Genomic DNA, 23,252 nt, shown 5'->3' on the forward strand with positions numbered 1-23,252 from the left:
GGTGCGCAGCAGGTCAGGGTGTGGCAATACACACACCCTCGCCGGGGTCTCCTGTCTGGTTCCTCCTTGGCTGGAGGCGGTGCGGTAAGCAAGGATCATCTTCCATGGACCTGCTGAACACGCTGGTGGACAAGGGGCTGCGGCGCGAACTGCCGACCCGCGAAGAAGCGCTCGCCGTTCTGGCGACCTCCGACGACGAGCTGCTCGACGTGGTGACCGCCGCCGGGAAGGTGCGCCGTCAGTGGTTCGGGCGGCGCGTCAAGCTCAACTATCTGGTCAACCTGAAGTCGGGGCTCTGCCCCGAGGACTGCTCCTACTGCTCGCAGCGGCTCGGTTCGAAGGCCGGGATCCTCAAGTACACCTGGCTGAAGCCGGACGAGGCGTCCAAGGCCGCCGCCGCCGGGGTGGCGGGCGGCGCCAAGCGGGTCTGTTTGGTGGCGAGCGGGCGCGGACCGACGGACCGGGACGTCGACCGGGTCTCGAAGACCATCGAGGCGATCAAGGAGGAGAACGAGGGCATCGAGGTCTGCGCCTGCCTCGGTCTCCTCACCGACGGACAGGCCGACCGGCTGCGTTCGGCGGGCGCCGACGCGTACAACCACAACCTCAACACGTCCGAGGAGACGTACGGGGCGATCACCACCACCCACACGTACGCGGACCGGGTGGAGACCGTGCAGCAGGCCCAGGCGGCCGGGCTCTCGGCGTGTTCCGGGCTGATCGCCGGGATGGGCGAGAGCGACAAGGACCTGGTCGACGTCGTGTTCGCGCTGCGGGACCTGGACCCGGACTCGGTGCCGGTGAACTTCCTGATCCCGTTCGAGGGCACGCCGCTCGCCAAGGAGTGGAACCTCACCCCGCAGCGCTGCCTGCGCATCCTGGCGATGGTCCGCTTCGTCTGCCCCGACGTCGAGGTGCGGCTCGCGGGCGGCCGTGAGGTGCATCTGCGCTCGATGCAGCCGCTGGCGCTCCACCTGGTCAACTCCATCTTCCTGGGTGACTACCTGACGAGCGAGGGCCAGGCCGGCCAGACCGACCTGGACATGATCGCGGACGCCGGTTTCGAGGTGGAGGGCGCTGGCACGACGACGCTGCCGCGCCACCGGGCCGACGCCCTGGCCGGCGGTTGCGGTACGCAGGACGCCTCGGCGGGATCCGGCTGCGGATCGCACGAGGCCTCCGGAGCCGGTGGCTGCGGTTCGCACGGTGGCGGCGGGGGCTGCGGACCGTGCGGTGGCCACGGGGAGCAGGAGCCGGCGGCCGTCGCGAACACCAAGGCCGGGGCCGACACCACCGGGGAGAACGTCCCGGTCGCGCGTACGGACGCGGGCGGCGTGGCGCGTACGGATCTGGTGGCGGTGCGCCGTCGCGGTGCGGGAACGGATCTCGCGCCCAATGCCTGAGCCGTACGCCGCCGGATCCGCCCCGGGGCCCGCCGCGCCGAAGCCGTACACGCCCGACGAACTGCGGGCGCTGGACCGCGCGCACGTCTGGCACCCGTACGGTCCGATGCCCGGCCGGCAGGAGCCGCTGATCGTGGAGTCGGCCTCGGGCGTACGGCTCCGGCTCGCCGAACCCGTCGAGGGCCGAAGCGAGTTGGTGGACGGCATGTCCTCCTGGTGGTCGGCGGTGCACGGTTACAACCACCCGGTCCTCAACGAGGCCGCACGCGGCCAGCTGGACCGGATGAGCCATGTGATGTTCGGCGGGCTCACCCATGAGCCCGCCGTCCGGCTGGCGACCCGGCTGGTGGAGATCACCCCCGAGCCGCTGAGGCACGTCTTCCTCGCCGACTCGGGGTCCGTCTCCGTGGAGGTCGCGGTCAAGATGTGCCTGCAGTTCTGGCGTTCGGCCGGGCGTCCGGCCAAGCGGCGGCTGCTGACCTGGCGCGGGGGCTACCACGGGGACACCTGGCAGCCGATGTCCGTGTGCGACCCGGAGGGCGGGATGCACCAGCTGTGGTCGGGCGCCCTGCCCCGGCAGGTCTTCGCCGACGCCCCGCCGGACGGCTTCGACGCCGAGCCGGACCCCGCCTACGTCGCGCATCTGAGGGAGCTGATCGCCGCGCACGCCGACGAGCTCGCGGCGGTCATCGTGGAGCCGGTGGTGCAGGGGGCCGGCGGCATGCGGTTCCACTCCCCCGCCTATCTGCGGGTGCTGCGCGAGGCCTGCGACGAGCACGACGTCCTGCTCGTCCTCGACGAGATCGCGACCGGTTTCGGGCGTACGGGCACGCTGTTCGCCGCCGGGCACGCCGGGATCTCACCGGATGTCATGTGCCTCGGAAAGGCGCTGACCGGCGGGTATCTCACGCTGGCGGCGACGCTGTGCACCACCCGGGTGGCCGAGGGCATCTCCAGCGGCGAGGTGCCGGTGCTGGCGCACGGCCCGACGTTCATGGGCAATCCGCTGGCCGCGTCGGTGGCCTCGGCCTCCGTGGACCTGCTGCTCGGGCAGGACTGGGAGGGCGAGGTGGCACGGATCGGCGCGGGCCTGCGCTCCGGGCTCGCCGCCGCCTCCGGCATCGCCGGGGTGACGGACGTGCGCGTCCTGGGCGCGATCGGGGTCGTCCAGCTCGACCACGAGGTGGACATGGCGGCGGCGACCCGCGCGGCCGTGCGCGAGGGCGTGTGGCTGCGACCGTTCCGCGACCTCGTCTACACGATGCCGCCGTACGTCACGGGCGACGAGGACGTGGCACGGATCTGCCGGGCCGTGTGCGCCGCGGCACAGGAGGGCTGAGCCGATATGCCGACGATTCTGGTGGTGTCCGGTACGGGCACGGAGATCGGCAAGACCGTGGTGACCGCCGCGGTGGCGGCCGCCGCGCGGGGACGCCGGGTCGCGGTGCTCAAGCCCGCGCAGACCGGGCTCGCGCCCGGGGAGCCGGGGGACGCGGCCGAGGTGGCGCGGCTGGCGGGCGGTCATGTCACCGCTGTCGAACTGGCGCGGTTCCCCGAGCCGTTGGCCCCGGCCACGGCCGCCCGGCGGGCGGGACTCGTGCCCGTACGGCCGTTCGAGGTGGCCGAGGCTGCGGAGAAGCTGGCCACCGAGCACGACCTGGTGCTGGTGGAGGGTGCGGGCGGGCTCCTCGTACGGTTCGACGACGAGGGCGGCACGCTCGCGGACGCGGCCCGGCTGCTGTCCGCGCCGGTGCTGGTGGTGGCCCCCGCGGGTCTGGGCACGCTGAACGCCACCACGCTGACCGCCGAGGCGCTGCGGAACCGGGGGCTGAGCTGCCGGGGCGTCGTGATCGGCAGCATGCCCGCGGAGCCGGACCTCGCGGCCCGCTGCAACATCGAGGATCTGCCGGTGGCGGCCGGAGCCCCGCTGCTGGGCGCGGTACCGGCCGGAGCGGGTTCGCTGGCGGGCGCCGACTTCGCCGAAGGCGCGCCGGGTTGGCTGGCTCCGGAGCTCGGCGGGACCTGGGCCGCGCGCTGACGGGGCGCGCGGTGGCGGCGGGCGGTCCTCGGGGATTCCCGCCGGGGCGATCCGGGGGAGAATCGTGGAGGAGCGTCACGTCCACTCCTTGAGCGTCACGTCCACTCCTCGACGGAGGTCCGTCATGCAGCTGCGCAGCAGGAAGCTTCCCCGGGACGCCGTGCACCACCCGGTCTTCGCCCGCTTCTACGCCCGGGTGAGCGTGACCGCCGACCTGAAGGGCGGCATCGCCGCGTACCGCGAGGAGCTGCTGGCGGGGCTCTCAGGCCGGGTCATCGAGGTCGGCGCCGGGAACGGGCTGAACTTCGCGCACTACCCCGGCGCCGTCTCGGAGGTCGTGGCGCTGGAGCCGGAGCGCTCGCTGCGCCGGCTCGCCGTCCGCTCCGGGCTGCGTGCCGAGGTGCCGGTGGACGTGGTGCCGGGGGCCGCGGAGGCGCTGCCGGTCAAGAGCGAGGCCTTCGACGGGGCGGTGGCGTCCCTGGTCCTGTGCACCGTACGGGACCTGCCCCGGGCGCTCGCCGAGATCAGGCGCGTCCTGCGCCCGGGTGGTGAACTGCGGTTCTTCGAGCACGGGCTGGCTCCGAGCCGGGCGCTGGCCACGGCGCAGCGGGCGGCCGACCGGACCGTGTGGCCGCTGCTCTTCGGCGGCTGTCACACCGCCCGGGATCCGCTGGCGGCGATCGCGGCGGCGGGCTTCGAGATGGGCACGTACCGCAGGCTGCGCATTCCGGAGTCGGGCCTCCAGATGCCTTCGTCGCCCTGTGTCCTGGGCGTGGCCCGCAAGCCGTTCGCGGAGGACTGAGTCCGCCCGGTGGTGCGGCCCGGTCTCACACACTCCACTGCCGCAGCTCGTCGGCGATGGCCCGGACGTCCGCCTTGCCCTGCTTCACCAGCAGCGCCAGATCGCGGACCTGCTCGGGCGAGGTGATGACCTTGAGCCCGGAGGCGACGAGATAGCCGTAGGCGACGGCCGAGGCGAACATCGCGTTGGAGTGTTCGAGTGCGGGCACATGCAACAGCAGCTGCAACAGGGCGGCCGCCCGCGCGTGCGGGTCGCTGTAGACGGCGCTGCCGAAGATCTCCGCGTCATGCCGTGCGACGGCGGCGACCAGCGCACCCCAGTCGACGACCTGCGGGTCTCCGGGCGTCTTGTGCTCGGCGACCATCAGCAGCCAGGAGAGGTCGATCCGCAGATTCAACGGGTACCTTCGCGCTCCGGGCCGAACTCCTCGGCGAACACCGACTCGTACTGCTTCATAAAGTCGGCCGCGGCCTCGACGAAGGTGTGTCCGACCTCGCCCGCGTCCCGCTGGACCAGTTCTTCTATGTAGCGGTTCACGCTCATCCCCCTCTGCAGCGCGCGCTGTCGCGCGGCCTCGGCGGTGGCCTCGTCCACTCGAACGTTCAACTGGGTCTTGGGCACACCATCACGCTAGCGCGGCCGCGCTAGCACCGGCAAGAGGAGGGGGTGTCCGCACGGCGAAACGCGATCGACGCCCCGAGCGACGGGTGGTGGGATGGCCGTCATGAACGATCTTTCGATACGGTCCGCGACCCCGGCCGACCTGGACGAGGTCCTCGCCTTCTGGAAGGTGGCCGCCGAGGGCACCAGCATCAGCGACGACGGGGACGGCGTCGCACGCCTGGTGGAACGGGACCCCGAAGCATTGCTCCTCGCGGAACGGGAGGGGGTGCTGGTGGGCACCGTCATCGTGGGATTCGACGGCTGGCGCTGCCATCTCTACCGGCTCGCGGTCCATCCGGACCAGCGGCGCCGGGGCGTGGGCGGCGCCCTTCTCGCGGCGGCCGAGGAACGGTTCACCGCACTGGGCGGACGGCGCGCCGACGCCATGGTGCTCGACCGCAACACCTCGGCCCAGCACGCCTGGCGCGCGGCGGGCTACGCGCCCGAGCCGCAGTGGAGCCGCTGGGTGAAGCATCTGACGGACTGACGGACGGGCAGACGGGCAGATGCGCAGACGGTGGTAGGACGGCGCGCGGCCGGGCAGACGCCCAGGATGCTTGGTAGCCGTTTCCGCCGACACCGCGCGGTCTTTCCGTCCCTGCCCGATCATGGGACGGAGGTGAACCGATGACCGAAGTACTTCTGCTGCTCGTCGCCCTGCTGCTCTGCGTCGCCTGCGGCGCGTTCGTCGCGGCGGAGTTCTCGCTGACCACCGTGGAGCGCGGTGAGCTGGAACGGGCCGTCGAGCGGGGCGACCGGGGTGCCGCGAGCGCGCTGAAGGCGGTCCGCAGCCTCACCTTCCAGCTCTCGGGCGCCCAGCTCGGCATCACCGTCACCAACCTGGTGATCGGCATGCTCTCCGAACCGTCCATCGCCAAGCTGATCCGGAGCCCCGTCGCGGCGGCGGGGCTGCCTCCCGCCGCCGCGTCCACCCTGGCGCTCGTCATCGGTACGGCGCTGTCGACGGTGGTCCTCATGGTGGTCGGCGAACTGGTTCCGAAGAACTGGGCGATCTCCTCGCCACTGGCCGTGGCCAAGGCGGTGGCCACTCCGCAGCGTGCGTTCACCGCGGTGTTCCGGCCCTTCATCAGCCACCTCAACAACACGGCCAACCGGATCCTGCGCCGGTTCGGGCTGGAACCGACCGAGGAGCTGGCCTCCGCCCGCAGCCCGCAGGAGCTGGTGGCGCTGGCCCGGCACTCCGCGAAGGCCGGGGCGCTGGAGGCGGACACGGCCGAACTCTTCGTCCGCACCCTGAACCTCTCGGAGCTGACCGCGGAGAACGTGATGACCCCGCGGGTCCAGGTGACCGCGCTGGACCTGCACGCGACGGCCGAGGACGTCGCCAACGCCACGCGGGCGACCGGTCTCTCCCGCTTCCCCGTCTACCGGGGCAGCCTGGACACCGTGGTCGGCGTGGCCCACATCAAGGACGTGCTGGCGATCCCCGCCGACCGGCGGCCCCGCACCCGGGTCTCGGAACTGCTGCGCGAGCCCCTTCTCGTACCGGAGACGCTCACCGTGGACAAGCTGCTGGACCGGCTGTCCGGACGGCTCGCGATGGCCGTGGTTATCGACGAGTACGGCGGGACGGCCGGGGTCGCGACGCTGGAGGACATCGTGGAGGAAGTCGTCGGCGAGGTCCGGGACGAGCACGATCCGCACGAGACGCCCGACCTCGCCGCGGCCGGTGAGGACGCCGACGGGCGGACCCTGTGGTCGGCCGACGGGGCGGCGCGCACCGACCAGCTCCGCAGGATCGGCCTACGGGTACCGGACGGGCCCTACGAAACGCTCGCGGGGCTGATCGCCGCCGAGCTCGGACGGATCCCGACGGTGGGCGACGGCGTCGAGCTGGCCGGATGGCGGATCGACGTGGTGGACGCCGCGGGCCGGCGGGCCGCGCGGGCCCTGCTGCACGCCCCGCTGCCCGGCTCCGATGACGACCGGACGGAGGGCGCGCGATGATCGTTCTGCAGCTCTTCATCGGCCTGCTGACCCTCGTGGCCAACGCCTTCTTCGTGGGCGCCGAATTCGCCCTGATCTCCGTACGCCGCAGCCAGATCGAACCGGAGGCCGAGGCCGGGAACCGGCGGGCCCGCAGTGTCATCTGGGGGCTGGAACACGTCTCCGCGCTGCTCGCCGCCGCCCAGCTCGGCATCACGCTCTGCACCCTGGTGCTGGGCATCGTCGCCGAACCGGCCATCGCGCATCTGCTGGAGCCGGTCTTCGACGCGGTGGGGGTGCCGCACGGACTGGTCCACCCGCTGTCGTTCGTCATCGCGCTGGCGGTGGCGACCTATCTGCACATGCTCCTGGGTGAGATGGTCCCGAAGAACATCGCGCTGGCCGAACCGGCGCGGAGCGCCCTGCTGCTGGGCCCGCCGCTGGTCGCGATGGCCCGTGGCCTGCGTCCGGTGATCTTCACGATCAACGCGTTCGCCAACACCCTGCTGAAGCTGTTGCGGGTGGAGACGAAGGACGAGGTCTCCGCGACGTTCTCGGACGACGAACTGGCCCGGATGGTGCAGGACGCCGGGGACGCCGGGCTGGTCGACGACCGTTCGGCGCAACGGCTCCACCACGCTCTGGAGCTGGGCCGTCGGCCGGTACGGGATGTGGTGATGCCGGTCGACCGGGTGCTGTACGCCCGGGTCGGCACCACTCCGGAGGAGCTGGAGCGCCTCTCGTCCGAGTCGGGGTTCTCCCGCTTCCCGGTGATGGACAGCGAGCAGCGCATCCTCGGCTATCTCCATGTGAAGGACGCCCTGGACGCGACGCCCCGCGACGTGCCCTTCCCGGTGACGGCGATGCGGCCGATCGCGCGCGTCCGGGCGGCAACCCCGCTGGACGACGTGCTCACCGCCCTGCGACGCAGTAGGACCCACCTGGCGGCCGTCCTCGACGAGGACGGCCGACTGGCCGGCATGGTCACGATGGAGGACGTCCTGCGCGAACTCGTCGGACGCCCGCAGTCCCGCTGAACCGGCGGCCGGCCTTCTGCCCGGCCGATCCGCTGGTCCACAACCCCGCTGGTCCACCGGCGTACCGACCGGTAGGATTGTCGGGCCATGGAACTCAATGCCTCCTACACCAGTCTTGTCGCGGTCGGCGACTCGTTCACCGAGGGCATGTCGGACCTGCTCTCCGACGGCAGCTACCGGGGCTGGGCCGATGTCCTCGCCTCCCGGCTGGCCTCCCGGTCCCCCGGCTTCCGGTACGCCAATCTCGCCGTACGCGGGAAGCTCATCGGCCAGATCGTCGACGAGCAGGTGGAGGCGGCGGTCGCGCTCCGGGCCGATGTGGTGACGCTCGTCGGCGGGCTCAACGACACGCTGCGCCCGAAGTGCGACATGGGCCTGGTCAAGGGGCGGCTGGAAGAGGCCGTGGAACGTCTGGCCCCGTCCTGCGAGCAGCTCGTCCTGATGCGCAGCCCCGCCCGCAACGGACCGGTGCTGGAACGCTTCCGGCCCCGCATGGAGGAGCTGTTCACCCTGATCGACGACCTGGCCGCCCGGCACGGGGCGACGGTGGTCGATCTCTACAGCGCACCGTCGCTCAGCGACCCCCGGATGTGGGACGTGGACCGGCTGCACCTCACCGCCGAAGGTCACCGGCGCGTCGCCGAGGCGGTCTGGCAGGCCCTGGGGCTTCCGGCCGAGCAGGACTGGTGGACGCCGGTCCCCGCCACCGCACCCCCGCGCTGGGCGTCCCGGCGCACCGAGGACATCCGCTTCGCCCGCCGCCACCTCGCCCCGTGGATCGGGCGACGGCTCACCGGCCGCTCCTCCGGCGACGGCCGCTCGGGCGCCCACTTCGACGCCGCGACGGGCAGGGCCTTCTGGATCACGCCCAGGAACGCCGAGACCCCCGGCCCGGTGACGGAATGGCACCGCGCCGCCTCCCCCGACGCCACACTGATCACCCCTGAAGCCGACTGACCCGAGACCACCGGGCCCGGCCCGGCCCGCCCGGCCACACCCTGCCTTCCATCCCTCCACTTCTCTGTCTCCTCCCCTGTTCCTCCCCTGTCACTCGACTGTCCCTCCGCGCCTTCGTAGCAAGCCACAAAGCAGGGCGCGTCGCTGGCCTGCACAAACCGCCAGTAGAATCTGTTTACGTGACTGCTGTGTCTGCGAAGCCTCGCATCCCCAATGTCCTGGCCGGCCGCTACGCCTCGGCGGAGCTGGCCGTCCTCTGGTCCCCCGAGCAGAAGGTGAAGCTGGAGCGTCAGCTGTGGCTGGCGGTGCTGCGCGCTCAGAAGGACCTCGGGATCGAGGTGCCCGATGCGGCGCTGGCCGACTACGAGCGCGTGCTGGACCAGGTGGACCTGGCCTCGATCGCCGAGCGCGAGAAGATCACCCGGCACGACGTGAAGGCCAGGATCGAGGAGTTCAACGCCCTCGCCGGTCATGAGCAGGTCCACAAGGGCATGACCTCCCGGGACCTGACGGAGAACGTCGAGCAGCTTCAGATCCGCCTTTCGCTGGAGCTGATGCGCAACCGCACCGTGGCCGTACTGGCCCGGCTCGGCAAGCTCGCGGCGGAGTACCGCGAACTCGTCATCGCCGGCCGCTCCCACAACGTCGCCGCGCAGGCGACGACGCTGGGCAAGCGCTTCGCGACCGCGGCCGACGAGCTGCTGGTCGCCTACGGCCGCCTGGAGGACCTCCTCTCCCGCTACCCGCTGCGCGGGATCAAGGGCCCGGTCGGCACGGCGCAGGACATGCTGGACCTGCTCGGCGGCGACGCGGACAAGCTCGCCGACCTGGAGCAGCGCATCGCCGGGCACCTCGGCTTCGCCGAGGCGTTCACCTCTGTCGGTCAGGTCTACCCCCGATCGCTCGACTACGACGTGGTCACCGCCCTGGTACAGCTCGCCGCGGCGCCCTCCTCGGTGGCGAAGACCATCCGGCTGATGGCCGGCCACGAGCTGGTGACCGAGGGCTTCAAGCCCGGCCAGGTCGGCTCGTCCGCGATGCCGCACAAGATGAACACGCGCTCCTGCGAGCGGGTCAACGGTCTGATGGTGATCCTGCGCGGCTACGCCTCGATGACGGGTGAGCTGGCGGGTGACCAGTGGAACGAGGGCGACGTGTCCTGTTCCGTGGTCCGCCGGGTGGCGCTCCCGGACGCGTTCTTCGCATTCGACGGCCTCCTGGAGACCTTCCTGACGGTGCTGGACGAGTTCGGCGCGTTCCCCGCCGTCGTGGCGCGCGAGCTGGACCGCTACCTTCCGTTCCTGGCCACCACCAAGGTCCTGATGGGTGCCGTCCGGGCCGGGGTGGGCCGCGAGGTGGCGCACGAGGCGATCAAGGAGAACGCGGTCGCCTCCGCCCTCGCGATGCGGGAGCAGGGTGCCGAGCGCAACGAGCTGCTCGACAAGCTCGCCGCGGACGAGCGGATCCCGCTGGACCGCGCGCAGTTGGACGAGCTGATGGCCGACAAGCTCTCGTTCACGGGTGCCGCCGGCGACCAGGTCTCGTCCCTCGTCGCCCGGATCGAGGAGATCACCAAGCAGCACCCCGAGGCGGCGAACTACGCCCCCGGCTCGATCCTCTGACCGGCACCGCCCTCACCGTATGACCCCCGAGGAGCTGAGCGCCGCCCGTGACCGCATCGTCCCCGATGTGGCCGCGGGCGGTCTGCGCGTACTCTTCTGCGGCATCAACCCGAGCCTGATGACCGCGGCGACGGGCCACCATTTCGCCCACCCGGGAAACCGGTTCTGGCCGGTCCTGCACCGGTCGGGTTTCACGCCCCGGCAGCTGCGTCCTTCGGAGCAGAGCGAGTTGCTCGGCCTCGGGCTCGGCATCACCAATGTGGTGGCGCGGGCCACGGCCCGGGCGGACGAGCTCGGCGCGGACGAGTTCCGGGCGGGCGGGGCCGCTCTGACGGCGAAGGTCGAACGGCTCACCCCGCAGTGGCTCGCGGTGGTCGGCATCACCGCCTACCGCACGGCCTTCGGTGAGCCCCGGGCTCGCATCGGCCCCCAGGACCGCACGGTCGGCGGCGCCCACGTGTGGGCACTCCCCAACCCCAGCGGCCTCAACGCCCACTGGACGGTCCAGAGCATGGCCGAGGAGTACGCTCGCCTCCGGGACGCCGTGCTCACCCGCCCCTCCTGTCCGACCGGCCGACCGGCTGCCGGCCCGGCGCTGACCGACTGAGCCGAGCCCGCCGCCGCCCCCTTTCGGTTGGGGCCTCACGCATCCCGGTTGCGGATCGCCCACCAGCCCGCCAGGAGCGCTGCCGCCGCCCACGCTGCTGCCACCGCCAGGCCGGTCCATGGCCCCAGGCTGTCTCCCGGATTCTGGTGCAGCACCGCCTGTCCGGCGCGGTCGGGCAGATAGCGCACCACCGCGGTGGCGACGTCCACGAACACGAAGGGGACGATCAGAAGGAGCGGTATGAGCAGACCGAGCACCGCGACCGCGCTGCGCATGAGTGCCGCGAGACCTGCCGCGAGCAGCGCCATCAGCGCGAGATAGATCCCTCCTCCGACGGCGGCGCGCAGCGCACCGGGGTGCCCCAGGCCGATCGCGTGCTCCTCCAGGAAGAGTTGACCGACCAGGAACGCCGCGAAGCTGGTCACCAGCCCGATGACGAGCGCCGCCCCACCGATCGCCGCCATCTTCGCCGCGTAGAAGAGGGAGCGGCGGGGAACCGCGGCGAGCGATATGCGCAGGGCTCCGTTGAGGAACTCCGAGGAGACCGCGGTCGCTCCGAACGCGATGGCCGCGATCTGCCCGAAGTTCAGTGCGAAGAAGGCGTTGAGGACCGCGTCGGATCCGGCCCGCTCCGCCTGCTCCTGGCCGACGGTCCCGAGGACGAGCACGGTGACGATGAGGGTGATGGCGAAGACGGCCATCAGAGAGCCATAGGTCGACCGTATCGACCTGATCTTGATCCACTCGGAGTGGAGTACTGCCGTCAGGGTCATGTTCACGCCTCCGTGCGGTCGCGGATGGTCGATGCGGCGAAGGGGGTGTCGCCGGCCGTGAGATCGAGGTAGGCCTGTTCCAACGTGGCGCGTTCATCGCCCAGTTCGAGCAGGGGAATGCCCTCGTCGGCGGCGATCGCTCCGATCTCCTCCGCTGCGACGCCGTCGATCGTCCAGCGGTCGTCCTCGGCCCGTATCCCGGTCAGCCCCCTGGCGTTCAGCGCCGAGCGGAGCCTGCCGGGTTCGGTCGTGCGCAGGCGTACACGGGGGCGGCTGCGGGAGTCGAGGAACTCCTTCATCGGCATGTCGGCGAGCAGGCGGCCTCGGCCGAGCACCACCAGGTGGTCGGCGAAGGAGGCGGTCTCGTTCATGAGGTGGCTGGAGACCAGCACCGTGCGGCCCTCGCGGGCGAGTCGCTTCATGAGTTCGCGGATCCAGATGATGCCTTCGGGGTCCAGCCCGTTCGACGGCTCGTCAAGCATGACCACCTGCGGGTCGCCGAGCAGGGCGGCCGCGATCCCGAGGCGCTGGCGCATGCCGAGGGAGAAGGACTTGATGCGCCGGGTGCTCACGTCGCCGAGTCCGGTCTCTTCCAGCACGGACGCCACCCGCGACATGGGTATGCCGTTGCTCACGGCGAGTGCCGACAGGTGACTGCGCGCGGTGCGTGAGCCGTGCGCGGCCTGGGCGTCGAGCAGGGCGCCGACAGTGCGCAGCGGTTCGGGGAGCTGCGCGTAGGGTCGCCCGCCGATGGTGGCGGAGCCGCCGGTCGGCCGGTCCAGGCCGAGAACGAGACGCATGGTCGTGGACTTGCCGGCGCCGTTGGGTCCGAGGAATCCGGTGACCCTGCCCGGTCGCACGCGGAAGCTGAGGCGGTCCACCGCACGGGTGGTTCCGTACTCCTTGGTGAGTTCGTGGACGTCGATGCTGGTCATGTCTTCGAGCCTGGCCGGTGCGGTGGGTGTGCCGCTTCCCCCGCCGGCGGGGTTCGTCTCCCTCTCATGGGGGAGCCGGTCCGCTCGGCCCGCTGGGACGATGAGGACATGCACCGCATCCTCACCCCGCTGACCAGCGCGGTCACTTACAGCCGCTGGTTGCACATGTTCATTCCGGCCGCCGCTGCCAGCGTGTGGTTCTTCATCTCCGACGAGTTCTGGATGCCCCTGCTCTTCGCGGTGCCGGTGGGCCTCATACCTGCGATGCGTCTCGAGGAGGGCCTGCAGGCCCAGTTGCTGCTGACTCCGTCCGAGCGCGGGCAGCCCGACGCTTCCATCGCGGTGGCGTCCTCGGCCAGTTGGGCCGAGCGGTGGCGGACCGTGCTCTGGCTGGAGGTGCGGCTCCTGATATCGGCCGCCGCGATCCTGGCCCTGTGGTTGCCCGTGGCCTCGATCGAGCTCGTCCTGTCGGCGACGGGCAGGCCTCCGGGCGGGTTGGTCGAAGGGTTGAGCCCGCACTGGTGGAACGTGCTGCTCGCACCGCTGCCGATCGTTCCGCTGCTCGTTCTGGTGGTGCTCGGGGGCCGGCTCAGTACGGCCGCCGCCCGGTGGCTGCTGGGTCCCTCGCCGACGGACCGGCTGAGTGTGCTGGAGGAGCTGACCGAGCAGTTGCTGGAGCGCAATCGCATGGCTCGGGAGCTGCACGATTCCATCGGCCATGCGCTGACGGTGGCGGTGGTGCAGGCCGGTGCGGCGCGGGCGGCGAACGACCCGGCGTTCACGGAGCGGGCACTGGCCGCGATCGAGGAGACGGGCCGCGATGCGCTGGAGGACCTGGAGCGGGTGCTGCGGGTGCTGCGTGAATCCGGCACACCCGTGAGCCGGCGGCCGACGCTGAAAGAGGCCGAGCGGCTTCTGGACTCCGCGAGGAGTTCCGGGGCGACGGTGGATGCGCGGGTGTCCGGGGATCTCGGCCTGGTCCCGGCGCCGGTGTCCCGGGAGGGGTACCGGATTCTTCAGGAGAGCCTGACCAATGTGCTCCGTCACGCGGGACCGGTTCCCGTCCGGGTGAGCATCACGGTGGCCGACGAGCGGCTGGAGCTGGAGGTGGTCAACCCCCTGTCCGGGGCGGCCGGCCTGCCGGGTAGCGGCAGTGGACTGCGCGGTGTGCGGGAGCGGGCCGCGTTGCTGGGCGGGAAAGCGCGGACGGAGTCGCGGGAGGGTGAGTGGCGGGTGCGCGTGAGCCTCCCCCTGGACGGCATACGCTGGTCGGATGCCCTTCACCGTTCTTCTGGTCGATGACGAGCCCTTGGTGCGCGCCGGTCTGCGTGCCGTGCTGGAGGCCCAGCCCGACATCGAGGTGGTGGGTGAGGCGGCGGACGGCGCCGCGGTGATCCCCCTGGTGAACCGGTTGCGGCCCGACGTGGTGGCGATGGATGTGCGGATGCCGCTGATGGACGGCATCGAGGCGACCCGGCTGGTGCTGCGTACGGTGCCGGACCCTCCGAAGATCCTCGTGGTGACGACGTTCGAGAACGACGAGTACGTGTACGAGGCGTTGAGGGCGGGGGCGGACGGCTTTCTGCTCAAGCGCGCCAGGCCGGCGGAGATCGTGCACGCCGTGCGGCTGGTGGCCGAGGGGGAATCGCTGCTGTTTCCGGCGGCGGTCCGGCAGCTTGCCGCCGAGTACGGGACGGACAAGGCGCGGGCCGCCCTCGATCGGGCGGCACTCACCGACCGGGAGGCGGCGGTGCTCCGGCTGATGGCCCGAGGGCTGTCGAACGCGGAGATCGCGGCCGACCTCGTCGTCGGGATCCAGACGGTGAAGACCCATGTCAGCTCGGTCCTGGCGAAGTTGGGCGCGCGGGACCGCACGCAGGCGGTCATCGCCGCCTACGAGTCCGGATTCGTCGCTCCGGGGTGACCCAGGTTGCGGCTCGGTACCGGCTTTCGTCGCTGGTCGCAGGGGTCCCGGCCAGCGAGTACGATCCGGCAGACATGCGCACGAGCTGGGAGGACATACCGTGGGCCGGCTGACCGGTGGGGACCCGTCCCTGTTGCGACGGATCAATTCCGCGGTAGTGCTGCACGCGCTCAGGGGGGCCGGTGCGCCGACGCTGACGGACCTGACCCGGATCACCGGGCTGTCCCGGCCGACGGTCGAAGGGGTCGTCGAGGGGCTGTTCGAAGCGGGGCTCGTGGTCGAGGCCGTGCCCGACGAGAGTGAGGCGCGACGCCAGGGGCGCCCTGCCCGCAGGTTCCGTTTCCGGGCCGAGGCGGGTCACCTTCTCGGGGTGGAGATCGGCCCGCACCGGGTGTCCGCGCTCATCTCGGGGCTCGACGGCCGGATCGTCGGGGCCGGCTCCCGCGCGGTGTCGGAGACCGCCTGCGCCGATGACCGGCTCGACCAGGTCCGGGCCGTCATCGCGGATGTGCTGCGGCGCACCGGGGTGGCCCGGAGCAGTCTGCGTGCGGTCGGCGTGGGCAGCCCCGGAATCGTGGAGGCCGACGGGACGGTGCGGCTGGGTACGGCGTTGCCGGACTGGACCGGGCTCGCGCTCGGGGAGCGGCTTCGCCGTTCGTTCCGCTGCCCGGTGCTCGTCGAGAACGACGCCAACGCCGCCGCGGTGGCCGAGCACTGGAAGGGCGCGGCCACCGAGTCCGACGATGTGGTCTTCGTGCTGGCGGGGCTGAGCCCCGGAGCGGGTTCCTTGATCGGCGGGCGTCTGCACCGGGGGTTCGGCGGGGCCGCCGGGGAGATCGGCGCTCTGCACCTGCTGGGCAGGGATGTGACCCCGGAGCATCTGCTGTCGACGACGGACACGCCGCTGGACCCGCTGGACGAGCCCGCGGTGGCCGCGGTGTTCGCCAAGGCCCGGGAGGGCGATGCGGGGGCCCAGGCGGCGGTCGAGCGGTTCCTTCAGCGGCTGGTGCACGATGTGGCGGCGCTGGTGCTGGCGCTCGACCCGGAGCTGGTCGTGGTCGGCGGCTGGGCCGCCGGGCTTGACGGAGTGCTGGAACCCCTCCGCCGGGAGCTGGCCCGCTACTGTCTGCGTCCGCCCCGGGTGACGTTGTCGCTGCTCGGAGAGGCCGCCGTCGCGACCGGGGCGCTGCGGCTCGCCCTGGACCACGTCGAGGAACAGTTGTTCGCCGTCGAAGGGGCTGTGACCGCCCGCCGCTGACCGCCCGCCGGTCGCCCCACGGGGAGAGCCCCGGGAAAGCACGTACCCGCCGCTTCCGAGGGCCGGAGTCCTCAAGAACGGCGGGCGTGGGACCGGCGGACCGGTGGTGTCAGGAGGCCTGACGCTCCGGCTGTTCATCGTGGCTGATCTCCAGCGCGCCGGAGTCCCCGAAGGTGAGCCGGCAGGTGTCCGCACGGTAGGTGGCGACGGACACGGCCGCCGTGCCGTCCGCGGTGAAGTAGCGGGTGGTGACGACGAGGACCGGGGCGCCGGGGAGCCGGTCCAGTTCCTTGGCGTCGTCCGCCCGTGCGGAGCCGAGCTCCACGGAGCGGTCCTGGCCCTGCAGGCCGAGCCGGTGCAGTTCACGCAACACGCTGCGGGCCCGGACGGAGCCGGACGGGGCCTCGATGGCGGAGAGATCGGGCACCGAGGAGGCGGGGATGTAGAGGAGCTCCGCCGCGACCGCCTGCCCCTGGGTGTCACGGATGCGCCGCACCACGTGGACCGGTTCGGCGGGGTCCGTCCCGAGCATGACGGCCACCGCCGCCGGGGCCTTGTCCATGGTGCTGTCGACCGGCTGCCAGGCCTCGCCGCTGACGCCGCCCGTCCACTCGTGCTGGGCGGTGGAGACGGCGATTCCCACGCGCGGCGGGGCGACGGTGGTCCCGACTCCGCGGCGGCGCTGCAGTCTGCCTTCGAGTTCGAGCTGCTCCAGAGCCTGCCGGAGCGTGGCTCGCGCGACACCGAACCGCGCCGCGAGGTCCCGCTCGTTGGGCAGGATCTCCCCCACCGCAAAGTCCGAGTCGAGTGCCTCACTGAGCACGGTCTTGAGGTGCCAGTACTTCGGCTCCTGAACCGATTCCAGCTGCGTGGTCCCCACCCTGTCCTCCGCAATCGCCCAGCGTCTATTTTCCGCGACGTTATTTATTAAAGGTTCCTGTCTTAAGTGGAGACCCTAGGACGGCATACCCCCTTGGTCAAGACCAATACTTATTCCGTAACGGAACGAAACGGGACTCTGGCGCAGAGCGTTCACACGACGTTCGTGCTGCCGTGAGGCGCGCGCAGCGCAGAGCCCCGCCATCGCAACGGATGGCGGGGCTCTGACCAGGACCGGAGTGGTCCTGCGGGGCCGAGGCGGCCGGTGGTGCTTGTGACTATGCGGCGGACAGTCCGGAGAGCTTGTCCGGATTACGAATGATATAGGCGCATTGAATGACACCTTGGCTGACTTCGATCTGAAAGACGGTGTCGGGCTTCCCGCCGACGAAGTAGACGGCGGCGGGTCCACCGTTGATCTCCACGATGCGGATTTCCCCGTCCGGGCCGAGGTCGCCCGCCACCGCGAAGAGGAAGCGGCCGACCTTGTCGGCGGTCTCGATGATCCGCCGCGGCGCCTTCGCCTTGCCTCCGCTGTCGCTGACGAGCCGGACATCCGGGGCCAGCAGCGCGAGCAGCTGCTCGATACCACCCCCGGAGGCGGCGGCCAGGAAGCGTTCGGTGAGGTCGCGCCGCTCGGCGGGGTCCACGTCGTAGCGCGGCTTGCGCTCCTCCACATGCCGCCTGGCCCGGCCGGCGAGCTGCCGTACGGCAGCCTCGGTGCGGTCCAGGGCGGTGGCGATCTCGGCGTACGGGAATCCGAAGGCCTCCCGGAGCACGAACACCGCGCGCTCCAGCGGCGAGAGCGATTCGAGGACCACCAGCACGGCGAGCGAGACGGAGTCGGCGAGTACGGCGCGTTCCGCGGTGTCGGGCAGGGCCGGGCCGAAGTCCGTGACCACCGGCTCCGGCAACCAGGTCCCCGGATACGTCTCCCGGCGCGACTGCAGGTGCCGGAGCCGGTCGATGGCCAGCCGGGTGGTGATCCGCACCAGGAAGGCGCGCGGCTCCCGGATGTCCTCGCGGGCCGCCGCCGACCACCTCAGCCACGCCTCCTGGACCACGTCCTCGGCGTCGGCGATGCGGCCGAGCATGCGATAGGCGACACCGGTGAGAACGGGCCGGTGTTCTTCGAAGAGCTCGGTCGCGGCGTCGGCGGTCATCGCTCCATCCCAGCCCACCGGCCAACCGCTGTCCAGCGGGAATCGCCCGGCCCCTTGAACTCCAAGCTACCCGGCGGTAATTGTTGTTGACGAGATGTCTACCCACTCCAGGGAGCAGCATGACCACCACGGTCTCCTTCACCGTCGCAACGGCCGACGGCCCCCGTCCGGTCTCGGTCGCGTACGAACGGACCGGCTCGGGCGCACCGTTGCTGCTCCTGCACGGCATCGGGCACCATCTGCGGGCCTGGGACCCGGTGGCCCGGATCCTGGCCGCCGAACGCGAGGTGATCGCCGTGGACCTGCCCGGCTTCGGCACCTCGCCCGCGCTGCCGGACGGAGTTCCGTACGATCTCGGGACCGTCGGCCCGGTGTACGAGGCCTTCTGCGCCGAACTCGGCCTGGACCGCCCTCATGTCGCCGGGAACTCCCTGGGCGGCATGCACGCGCTGGAACTGGGCCGCGCCGGGCTGGCGCGGTCGGTGACCGCGCTGTCCCCCGCGGGCTTCTGGACCGAGGCGGAACGGCGCTACGCCTTCGGCACCCTGCGGACGATGCGCCGGAGCGCGCTGGCCCTGCCGGTGCCGCTGATAGAGCGTCTGTCGCGCAGCGCGGCCGGCCGGACGGCACTCACCAGCACCATCTACGCCCGGCCCGGCAGGCGTTCACCGGAGGCCGTCGTCGCCGAGACGCTCGCCCTGCGCGGGGCGACCGGCTTTCACCAGACGCTGGAGGCCGGCCGGGACGCCTCCTTCGGCGAGGACGTCAAGGGCATACCCGTCACGGTCGCCTGGGGCACCCGCGACCGGATCCTGCTGCGCCGGCAGGGCATCCGCGCCAAGCGGGTGATCCCCGACGCCCGGCTCGTGCGGCTGCCCGGCTGCGGGCACGTCCCGATGAACGACGACCCGGCGCTCGTGGCCCGCGTCATCCTGGACACCAGCCACTGAGCCGTCCTGCCGGTGCGCCGGCGCGCCACCGGGGAGGCGCGCTCCGGCGCCCCCGCGCCGGCCGATGACGCCCGAGCCGTACGCCACACCGGCGCCGACCAGGAGGCTTCCCGCGCCCTGGGCGAGGCCGTACGTCCCGGCCCCGACCAGCGGTGCGGTCAGGGCGGCGGAGACCGGGATCAGACCGGAGAAGAGCGTGGCGCGTTCGGCTCCGATGCGCTGCATCCCGCTGTACCAGCAGACGAATCCGATCACGGTGACGACGGCGGCCTGCCACAACAGGGCCGCCGTCTCGCCACCCGTCGGGACCCGCAGGAACGAGCCGCCGTCCAACAGCAGACCGAGCAGCGCCGCTTCGACGGCGGCGACGGCGCAGACCGTCGCGGAGAGCAGTTTCGGGCCGAGCGGCCGCAGTACCGCGACGGCGAGGACCGCGAAGCCGACCTCGCCCGCCAGCGCACCCACCGAGAACAGCGCCCCCGCCAGGTCGGTGCGCCCCCAGCCCTGCACGGTGAACGCCCCGACGGCGACGAGCCCGGCCGCGTACAGCGTGACGCGGGACGGCCGACGACCGTCCAGCAGCGGAACGAGTACGCCGACCACGATCGGCGCGCAGCCCACGAAGACGCCCGGAACAGCTGGTTCCGCCGACTGTTCGGCCGCCAGGACCGCCAGGTTGAACCCGACCATGCCCACTGCGGCGAGCAGCGCGATCCGCCCCCACTGGCGGCGGGTGAGACGCCGGAGCCGGGCCGTCGCGGAGTCGGAATCGCGGCGCAGGATCGGGACGAGCAGGAGCGCGGCGAGACCGTATCGGAGTGCCTGGCCACCCGCGAACGGATAGTCGCCGAGGACGCTGTTGGCCGTGAAGGATGCCCCCACCAGCACACACGCGAGGGCCGCGAGGAGGGCCCCGCGCAGAGAGGTTGCGTTCATGGGCCCGACGCTAGGGTCGGCGTGGGACCGGTTTAAGGTCCACTTCCATGACGTCTTCGGGGACCAATCCGGACCGGCGGCCCACGCGCGCGGCGGACGGCGGCGGCACAGGAGGTGATGGCACCGGATCCCTCTCCCCTGCTTGGGAGTTGCTGCTGCCCGCCGCTGCCGCTCCGGCGCGCGGGCGGGGGCGCGCGCTCCGGTCCGCGCTGCGGGAGGCGGTTCGCTCCGGCCGCCTCGCGGCCGGCACGAGGCTGCCCTCCAGCCGTGAACTCGCGGCCGACCTGGGGGTGTCGCGCGGACTGGTCACCGAGGCGTACGAGCAGCTGACCGCGGAGGGCTATCTGCGCAGCGGGCGGGGTGCGGGCACCTGGGTGAGCGAGGGCGTACGCGCGGCGGTGCGTCCCGCACGCGACCGTGCGCCGCGCGCGCCGGGCACGCGGGTGGACTTCCGGCCCGGCACCCCCGATCTGTCGCTCTTCCCGCGCGGTGCGTGGAGTGCCGCCCAGCGGACGGTGTTCGGGCGGCTGCCGCACGGCGCGCTGGGGTACCCCGACCCGCGCGGGCTGCCGGAGCTGCGCGAGGCGCTGGCCGGGCTGCTCACCCGGCGTCGGGGCGTGGTCGCCGATCCGGAGCGTCTGGTGGTCTGTTCGGGGGTCGCCCAGGCGACGACGCTGCTCGGTTTCGTCCTCCGGGACGAGGGCGTCATCTCGGTCGGGGTGGAGAATCCTGGCAGCCCGGAGCACACGTCGCTGTTCGCGGCGACCGGTCTGCGTACGGTCCCGCTGCCCCTCGACGACGACGGCCTGGCCCTCGCGCCCCTGAAGCGCTCCGGCGTACGCGCGGTGGTGACCACGCCCGCGCACCAGTTCCCCACCGGAATCGGATACTCCGCCCAGCGTCGCGGTGAGCTGCTCGGGTGGGCCCGGGACACGGACGCCGTGATCATGGAGGACGACTACGACGGAGATTTCCGGTACGACCGGGCGCCGGTGGGGGCCCTTCAGGGGCTGGACCCCGAACGGGTCGTGTACACCGGGTCCGTGAGCAAGTCGCTGGCTCCCGGTCTGCGGCTCGGCTGGCTGATCGCCCCCGCCGCGCTCACCGAGCGGATCGTCGCCCGCAAGCGGACCATGGATCTGGGCAACCCGGTGATCGACCAGGCCGTGCTGGCGGACTTCATCGTGCGCGGCGGCTACGACCGGCAGTTGCGGCGCTGCCAACGGGCCTACCGGGAACGCCGGGACGCGATGGTGGCCGCGCTCGACGCGCACTTCCCGGGCACGGCGGTCAGCGGCATCGCGGCAGGGCTGCACATCATCGCCCGGCTGCCCGCGCGGTACGGCCCCGAGGACGTCCTCCTGGAGCGGGCGGCCGGGGCGGGCATCGCGCTGCGCCCGCTGCGTGACTGCGGAACGGCCGGTTCCGAGGACGGCACCGTGCCGCTCGTCCTCGGTTACGCCCATCTCGCGCCCGGCGACATCGCCCGAGGGGTCGCCGCACTGGCGGAGGCGTGGCGTTCCGGCGGGGCCTCCCCCGGCTGACCGTACGGTCCCGGCCGGCCCCGCGGTTCCGGCCGACGGGCGCCGTTCACCCGGGGTTGGGGCCCCGGTCTCCGCAGGGCACTAGGCATGGGCTTCAGACCGGCGCCGGTCCACGTACCCTCGCGAGCGGCGCACCGCCCGCCCACCTCACCGGAGGCGCTTCGATGCCCGAGCCCCACCGTCCGCACCGTCCGCACACGGCCTCGCCCGGCCGCCGTGCCCTCCTCCGCGGCTCGCTGATCGCCCCGGCGGCGGTAGCCCTGTCGCCCGCCGTCGCCTCGGCGGCGCCCGCGCTGCGTCTGGCGGGGCGGCCCGAAGCGTCCTGGGGTGTGCAGGTCGGCAGCGTCACCGCCTCGTCGGCGCTCCTGTGGGTGCGCTCGGACCGGCCGGCCCGGATGCTGGTGGAGACCTCGGCGACCGAGTCGTTCCGGCGGGTCCGCAGGTGGTACGGGCCGTCGATCGGCCCCGGAACGGACTTCACCGGCACCACACCGCTGTACGGCCTGCCCGCGGGCGAACAGGTCCACTACCGCGTGACGCTCGCCGATCCGGGGGATCCGCGCCGTACCGGCAAGCCGGTGTACGGGACGTTCCGTACCGCTCCGGCCCGGCGCCGGGCCGGGGTGCGGTTCCTGTGGTCGGGCGATATCGCGGGCCAGGGCTGGGGCATCAACCCGGACATCGGCGGCTACCGGGTGTACGAGGAGATGCGCCGGCTGGACCCGGACTTCTTCCTGTGCAGCGGTGACAGCATCTACGCGGACGGTCCGCTGGAGCCGAGCGTGACGCTGCCGGACGGCCGGATCTGGCGCAATGTCATGACCGAGGAGAAGGCGAAGGTCGCCGAGACGCTGGACGAGTACCGGGGCAACTTCCGTTACAACCTGCTCGACCGCAACTTCCGCCGTTTCAACGCGCAGGTGCCCTCCGTCGTGCAGTGGGACGACCACGAGGTGCGCAACAACTGGTATCCCGGTCAGATCCTCGACGACGCGCGCTACACCGAGAAGAACGTGGACATCCTGGCGGCACGCTCCGCGCGAGCCTTCCACGAGTACGTACCGCTCGCCCCCTCGTCCGCTCCCGGGCGCCGTTCCCGCATGTACCGGGTCGTCCACCACGGGCCGCTGCTGGACGTGTTCGTGCTCGACATGCGGTCGTACCGCAACGCCAACTCGCCGGGCCGGCAGCCCGACGACACGACGGGGATCCTGGGCGCGGAGCAGTTGCGGTGGCTGAAGCGCTCGCTCGCCGCGTCCCGCGCGGAGTGGAAGGTGATCGCCGCCGACATGCCGCTCGGCCTCGTGGTCCCGGACGGTGCGACGGACTTCGAGGCGGTGGCGCAGGGCGATCCCGGAGCGCCGCTCGGGCGCGAGCTCCAGATCGCCGAACTGCTGCGGTTCGTCAAGCACCGCGGGATCACCGGCACGGTGTGGCTGACGGCCGATGTGCACTACACCTCGGCCCAGCACTACGCGCCGGAGCGGGCGGCGTTCAAGGACTTCGCCCCGTTCTGGGAGTTCGTGTCGGGCCCGCTGGCGGCGGGCGGCTTCCCGGCCAACGCGCTGGACGGCACCTTCGGCCCGGACCGGGTCTTCGTGCGGGCCCCCGAGCGGGCCAATGTCTCGCCGATGGAGAGCCCGCAGTATTTCGGCGAGGTGGAGATCGACGGCGACAGTGCGGAGCTGACGGTGCGTCTGCGGGCGGAGGGCGGTTCGGTGTTGTTCACCAAGGTGCTCCGGCCCGGTCGCGTCGGGCAGTGAACGGCTGCCTCCGGGCGGCGGACAGCTGTTCCGAGGGCCGTTGTCAGTGGT

General features: G+C 72.1%; 22 protein-coding genes and 1 pseudogene. 16 read left to right on the forward strand and 7 right to left on the reverse strand.

Annotated features, from left to right (window positions below):
• Positions 1-104: 104 nt before the first annotated feature.
• The 4 genes from bioB to KV381_RS03950 all read left to right on the forward strand — a co-directional run bounded on the left by bioB (position 105) and on the right by KV381_RS03950 (position 4,243).
• Complete coding sequence (gene bioB, locus KV381_RS03935; protein ID WP_218784575.1) at positions 105-1,403, forward strand: biotin synthase BioB; 1,299 nt, start codon at positions 105-107, stop codon at positions 1,401-1,403.
• Positions 1,396-2,742 carry an adenosylmethionine--8-amino-7-oxononanoate transaminase gene (locus KV381_RS03940; RefSeq protein ID WP_218784577.1) on the forward strand — a complete coding sequence of 449 codons (1,347 nt, stop codon included), beginning with the start codon at positions 1,396-1,398 and terminating at the stop codon, positions 2,740-2,742. The genes bioB and KV381_RS03940 overlap by 8 nt, the downstream gene beginning before the upstream one ends.
• Positions 2,743-2,748: 6 nt before the next feature.
• On the forward strand, positions 2,749-3,441 hold the full coding sequence (gene bioD / locus KV381_RS03945) for a dethiobiotin synthase (protein ID WP_218784579.1): 693 nt from the start codon (positions 2,749-2,751) through the stop codon (positions 3,439-3,441).
• 124 nt (positions 3,442-3,565) lie between these two features.
• Positions 3,566-4,243, forward strand: coding sequence for a class I SAM-dependent methyltransferase (locus tag KV381_RS03950; RefSeq protein ID WP_218784580.1), 678 nt, complete (start codon positions 3,566-3,568; stop codon positions 4,241-4,243).
• 25 nt (positions 4,244-4,268) lie between these two features.
• Here the strand turns inward: KV381_RS03950 and KV381_RS03955 are convergent, their stop codons facing one another.
• A complete protein-coding gene (locus tag KV381_RS03955) occupies positions 4,269-4,640 on the reverse strand; it encodes a hypothetical protein (protein WP_018957883.1) in 372 nt (123 codons plus the stop codon).
• Complete coding sequence (locus KV381_RS03960) at positions 4,637-4,864, reverse strand: hypothetical protein (protein WP_030081293.1); 228 nt, start codon at positions 4,862-4,864, stop codon at positions 4,637-4,639. Before KV381_RS03960 ends, KV381_RS03955 begins: the two co-directional genes overlap by 4 nt.
• Positions 4,865-4,958: 94 nt before the next feature.
• Between KV381_RS03960 and KV381_RS03965 the strand changes: the two genes are divergently transcribed.
• The 6 genes from KV381_RS03965 (at position 4,959) to mug (ending at position 11,076) form a co-directional block, all read left to right on the forward strand.
• The gene (locus KV381_RS03965; RefSeq protein ID WP_030623931.1) at positions 4,959-5,393 is read left to right on the forward strand and encodes a GNAT family N-acetyltransferase; all 435 of its coding nucleotides are present in this window, start codon (positions 4,959-4,961) and stop codon (positions 5,391-5,393) included.
• Positions 5,394-5,533: 140 nt separating this feature from the next.
• The gene (locus KV381_RS03970) at positions 5,534-6,874 is read left to right on the forward strand and encodes a hemolysin family protein (RefSeq protein WP_218784582.1); all 1,341 of its coding nucleotides are present in this window, start codon (positions 5,534-5,536) and stop codon (positions 6,872-6,874) included.
• Complete coding sequence (locus KV381_RS03975; RefSeq protein ID WP_030081288.1) at positions 6,871-7,890, forward strand: hemolysin family protein; 1,020 nt, start codon at positions 6,871-6,873, stop codon at positions 7,888-7,890. The genes KV381_RS03970 and KV381_RS03975 overlap by 4 nt, the downstream gene beginning before the upstream one ends.
• An 87-nt stretch (positions 7,891-7,977) precedes the next feature.
• The gene (locus KV381_RS03980; protein ID WP_218784584.1) at positions 7,978-8,847 is read left to right on the forward strand and encodes an SGNH/GDSL hydrolase family protein; all 870 of its coding nucleotides are present in this window, start codon (positions 7,978-7,980) and stop codon (positions 8,845-8,847) included.
• A 179-nt stretch (positions 8,848-9,026) separates the two neighbouring features.
• Positions 9,027-10,469, forward strand: a complete 1,443-nt coding sequence (gene purB / locus KV381_RS03985) for an adenylosuccinate lyase (RefSeq protein WP_218784592.1) — start codon at positions 9,027-9,029, stop codon at positions 10,467-10,469.
• 19 nt (positions 10,470-10,488) lie between these two features.
• On the forward strand, positions 10,489-11,076 hold the full coding sequence (gene mug / locus KV381_RS03990) for a G/U mismatch-specific DNA glycosylase (RefSeq protein ID WP_218784594.1): 588 nt from the start codon (positions 10,489-10,491) through the stop codon (positions 11,074-11,076).
• A gap of 35 nt (positions 11,077-11,111) precedes the next feature.
• On the opposite strand, the gene KV381_RS03995 is transcribed toward mug, so the two are convergent.
• Entirely contained in the window at positions 11,112-11,849 is a 738-nt protein-coding gene (locus KV381_RS03995; RefSeq protein ID WP_218784596.1) for an ABC transporter permease, read from the reverse strand.
• Between the two features lie 2 nt (positions 11,850-11,851).
• The gene (locus KV381_RS04000; RefSeq protein ID WP_218784598.1) at positions 11,852-12,784 is read right to left on the reverse strand and encodes an ABC transporter ATP-binding protein; all 933 of its coding nucleotides are present in this window, start codon (positions 12,782-12,784) and stop codon (positions 11,852-11,854) included.
• Positions 12,785-12,892: 108 nt separating this feature from the next.
• Here KV381_RS04000 and KV381_RS04005 point away from each other — a divergent pair, with 108 nt between their 5' ends.
• From KV381_RS04005 to KV381_RS04015, 3 genes are all read left to right on the forward strand, one after another.
• Positions 12,893-14,086: a sensor histidine kinase gene (locus KV381_RS04005; RefSeq protein ID WP_218784606.1), complete on the forward strand. Its 1,194-nt coding sequence runs from the start codon at positions 12,893-12,895 to the stop codon at positions 14,084-14,086.
• On the forward strand, positions 14,058-14,708 hold the full coding sequence (locus KV381_RS04010; RefSeq protein ID WP_030623912.1) for a response regulator transcription factor: 651 nt from the start codon (positions 14,058-14,060) through the stop codon (positions 14,706-14,708). Before KV381_RS04005 ends, KV381_RS04010 begins: the two co-directional genes overlap by 29 nt.
• Positions 14,709-14,808: 100 nt before the next feature.
• The gene (locus KV381_RS04015) at positions 14,809-15,966 is read left to right on the forward strand and encodes an ROK family transcriptional regulator (protein ID WP_030081270.1); all 1,158 of its coding nucleotides are present in this window, start codon (positions 14,809-14,811) and stop codon (positions 15,964-15,966) included.
• Between the two features lie 109 nt (positions 15,967-16,075).
• Here KV381_RS04015 and KV381_RS04020 read toward each other — a convergent pair whose 3' ends face one another.
• Positions 16,076-16,846 (reverse strand): GntR family transcriptional regulator, encoded by a 771-nt coding sequence (locus KV381_RS04020; RefSeq protein WP_030623909.1) that lies wholly within the window; start codon positions 16,844-16,846, stop codon positions 16,076-16,078.
• 277 nt (positions 16,847-17,123) lie between these two features.
• Positions 17,124-18,008, reverse strand: coding sequence for an RNA polymerase sigma factor SigJ (gene sigJ, locus KV381_RS04025; protein ID WP_030623907.1), 885 nt, complete (start codon positions 18,006-18,008; stop codon positions 17,124-17,126).
• A gap of 119 nt (positions 18,009-18,127) precedes the next feature.
• Between sigJ and KV381_RS04030 the strand changes: the two genes are divergently transcribed.
• A complete protein-coding gene (locus KV381_RS04030) occupies positions 18,128-18,958 on the forward strand; it encodes an alpha/beta fold hydrolase (protein WP_103537263.1) in 831 nt (276 codons plus the stop codon).
• 93 nt (positions 18,959-19,051) lie between these two features.
• Here KV381_RS04030 and KV381_RS04035 read toward each other — a convergent pair.
• Positions 19,052-19,894: pseudogene (locus tag KV381_RS04035) on the reverse strand (DMT family transporter); the annotation flags it as partial.
• A 47-nt stretch (positions 19,895-19,941) separates the two neighbouring features.
• Here KV381_RS04035 and KV381_RS04040 point away from each other — a divergent pair.
• Together KV381_RS04040 and KV381_RS04045 are read left to right on the forward strand one after the other, a co-directional pair.
• The gene (locus KV381_RS04040; RefSeq protein WP_373460979.1) at positions 19,942-21,438 is read left to right on the forward strand and encodes a PLP-dependent aminotransferase family protein; all 1,497 of its coding nucleotides are present in this window, start codon (positions 19,942-19,944) and stop codon (positions 21,436-21,438) included.
• Positions 21,439-21,602: 164 nt separating this feature from the next.
• A complete protein-coding gene (locus tag KV381_RS04045) occupies positions 21,603-23,201 on the forward strand; it encodes an alkaline phosphatase (protein ID WP_193464132.1) in 1,599 nt (532 codons plus the stop codon).
• Positions 23,202-23,252 lie beyond the last annotated feature (51 nt).

Origin of the sequence: Streptomyces sp. WY228 (assembly GCF_019287315.1) — a bacterium.
Lineage (GTDB): Bacteria > Actinomycetota > Actinomycetes > Streptomycetales > Streptomycetaceae > Streptomyces > Streptomyces caviscabies.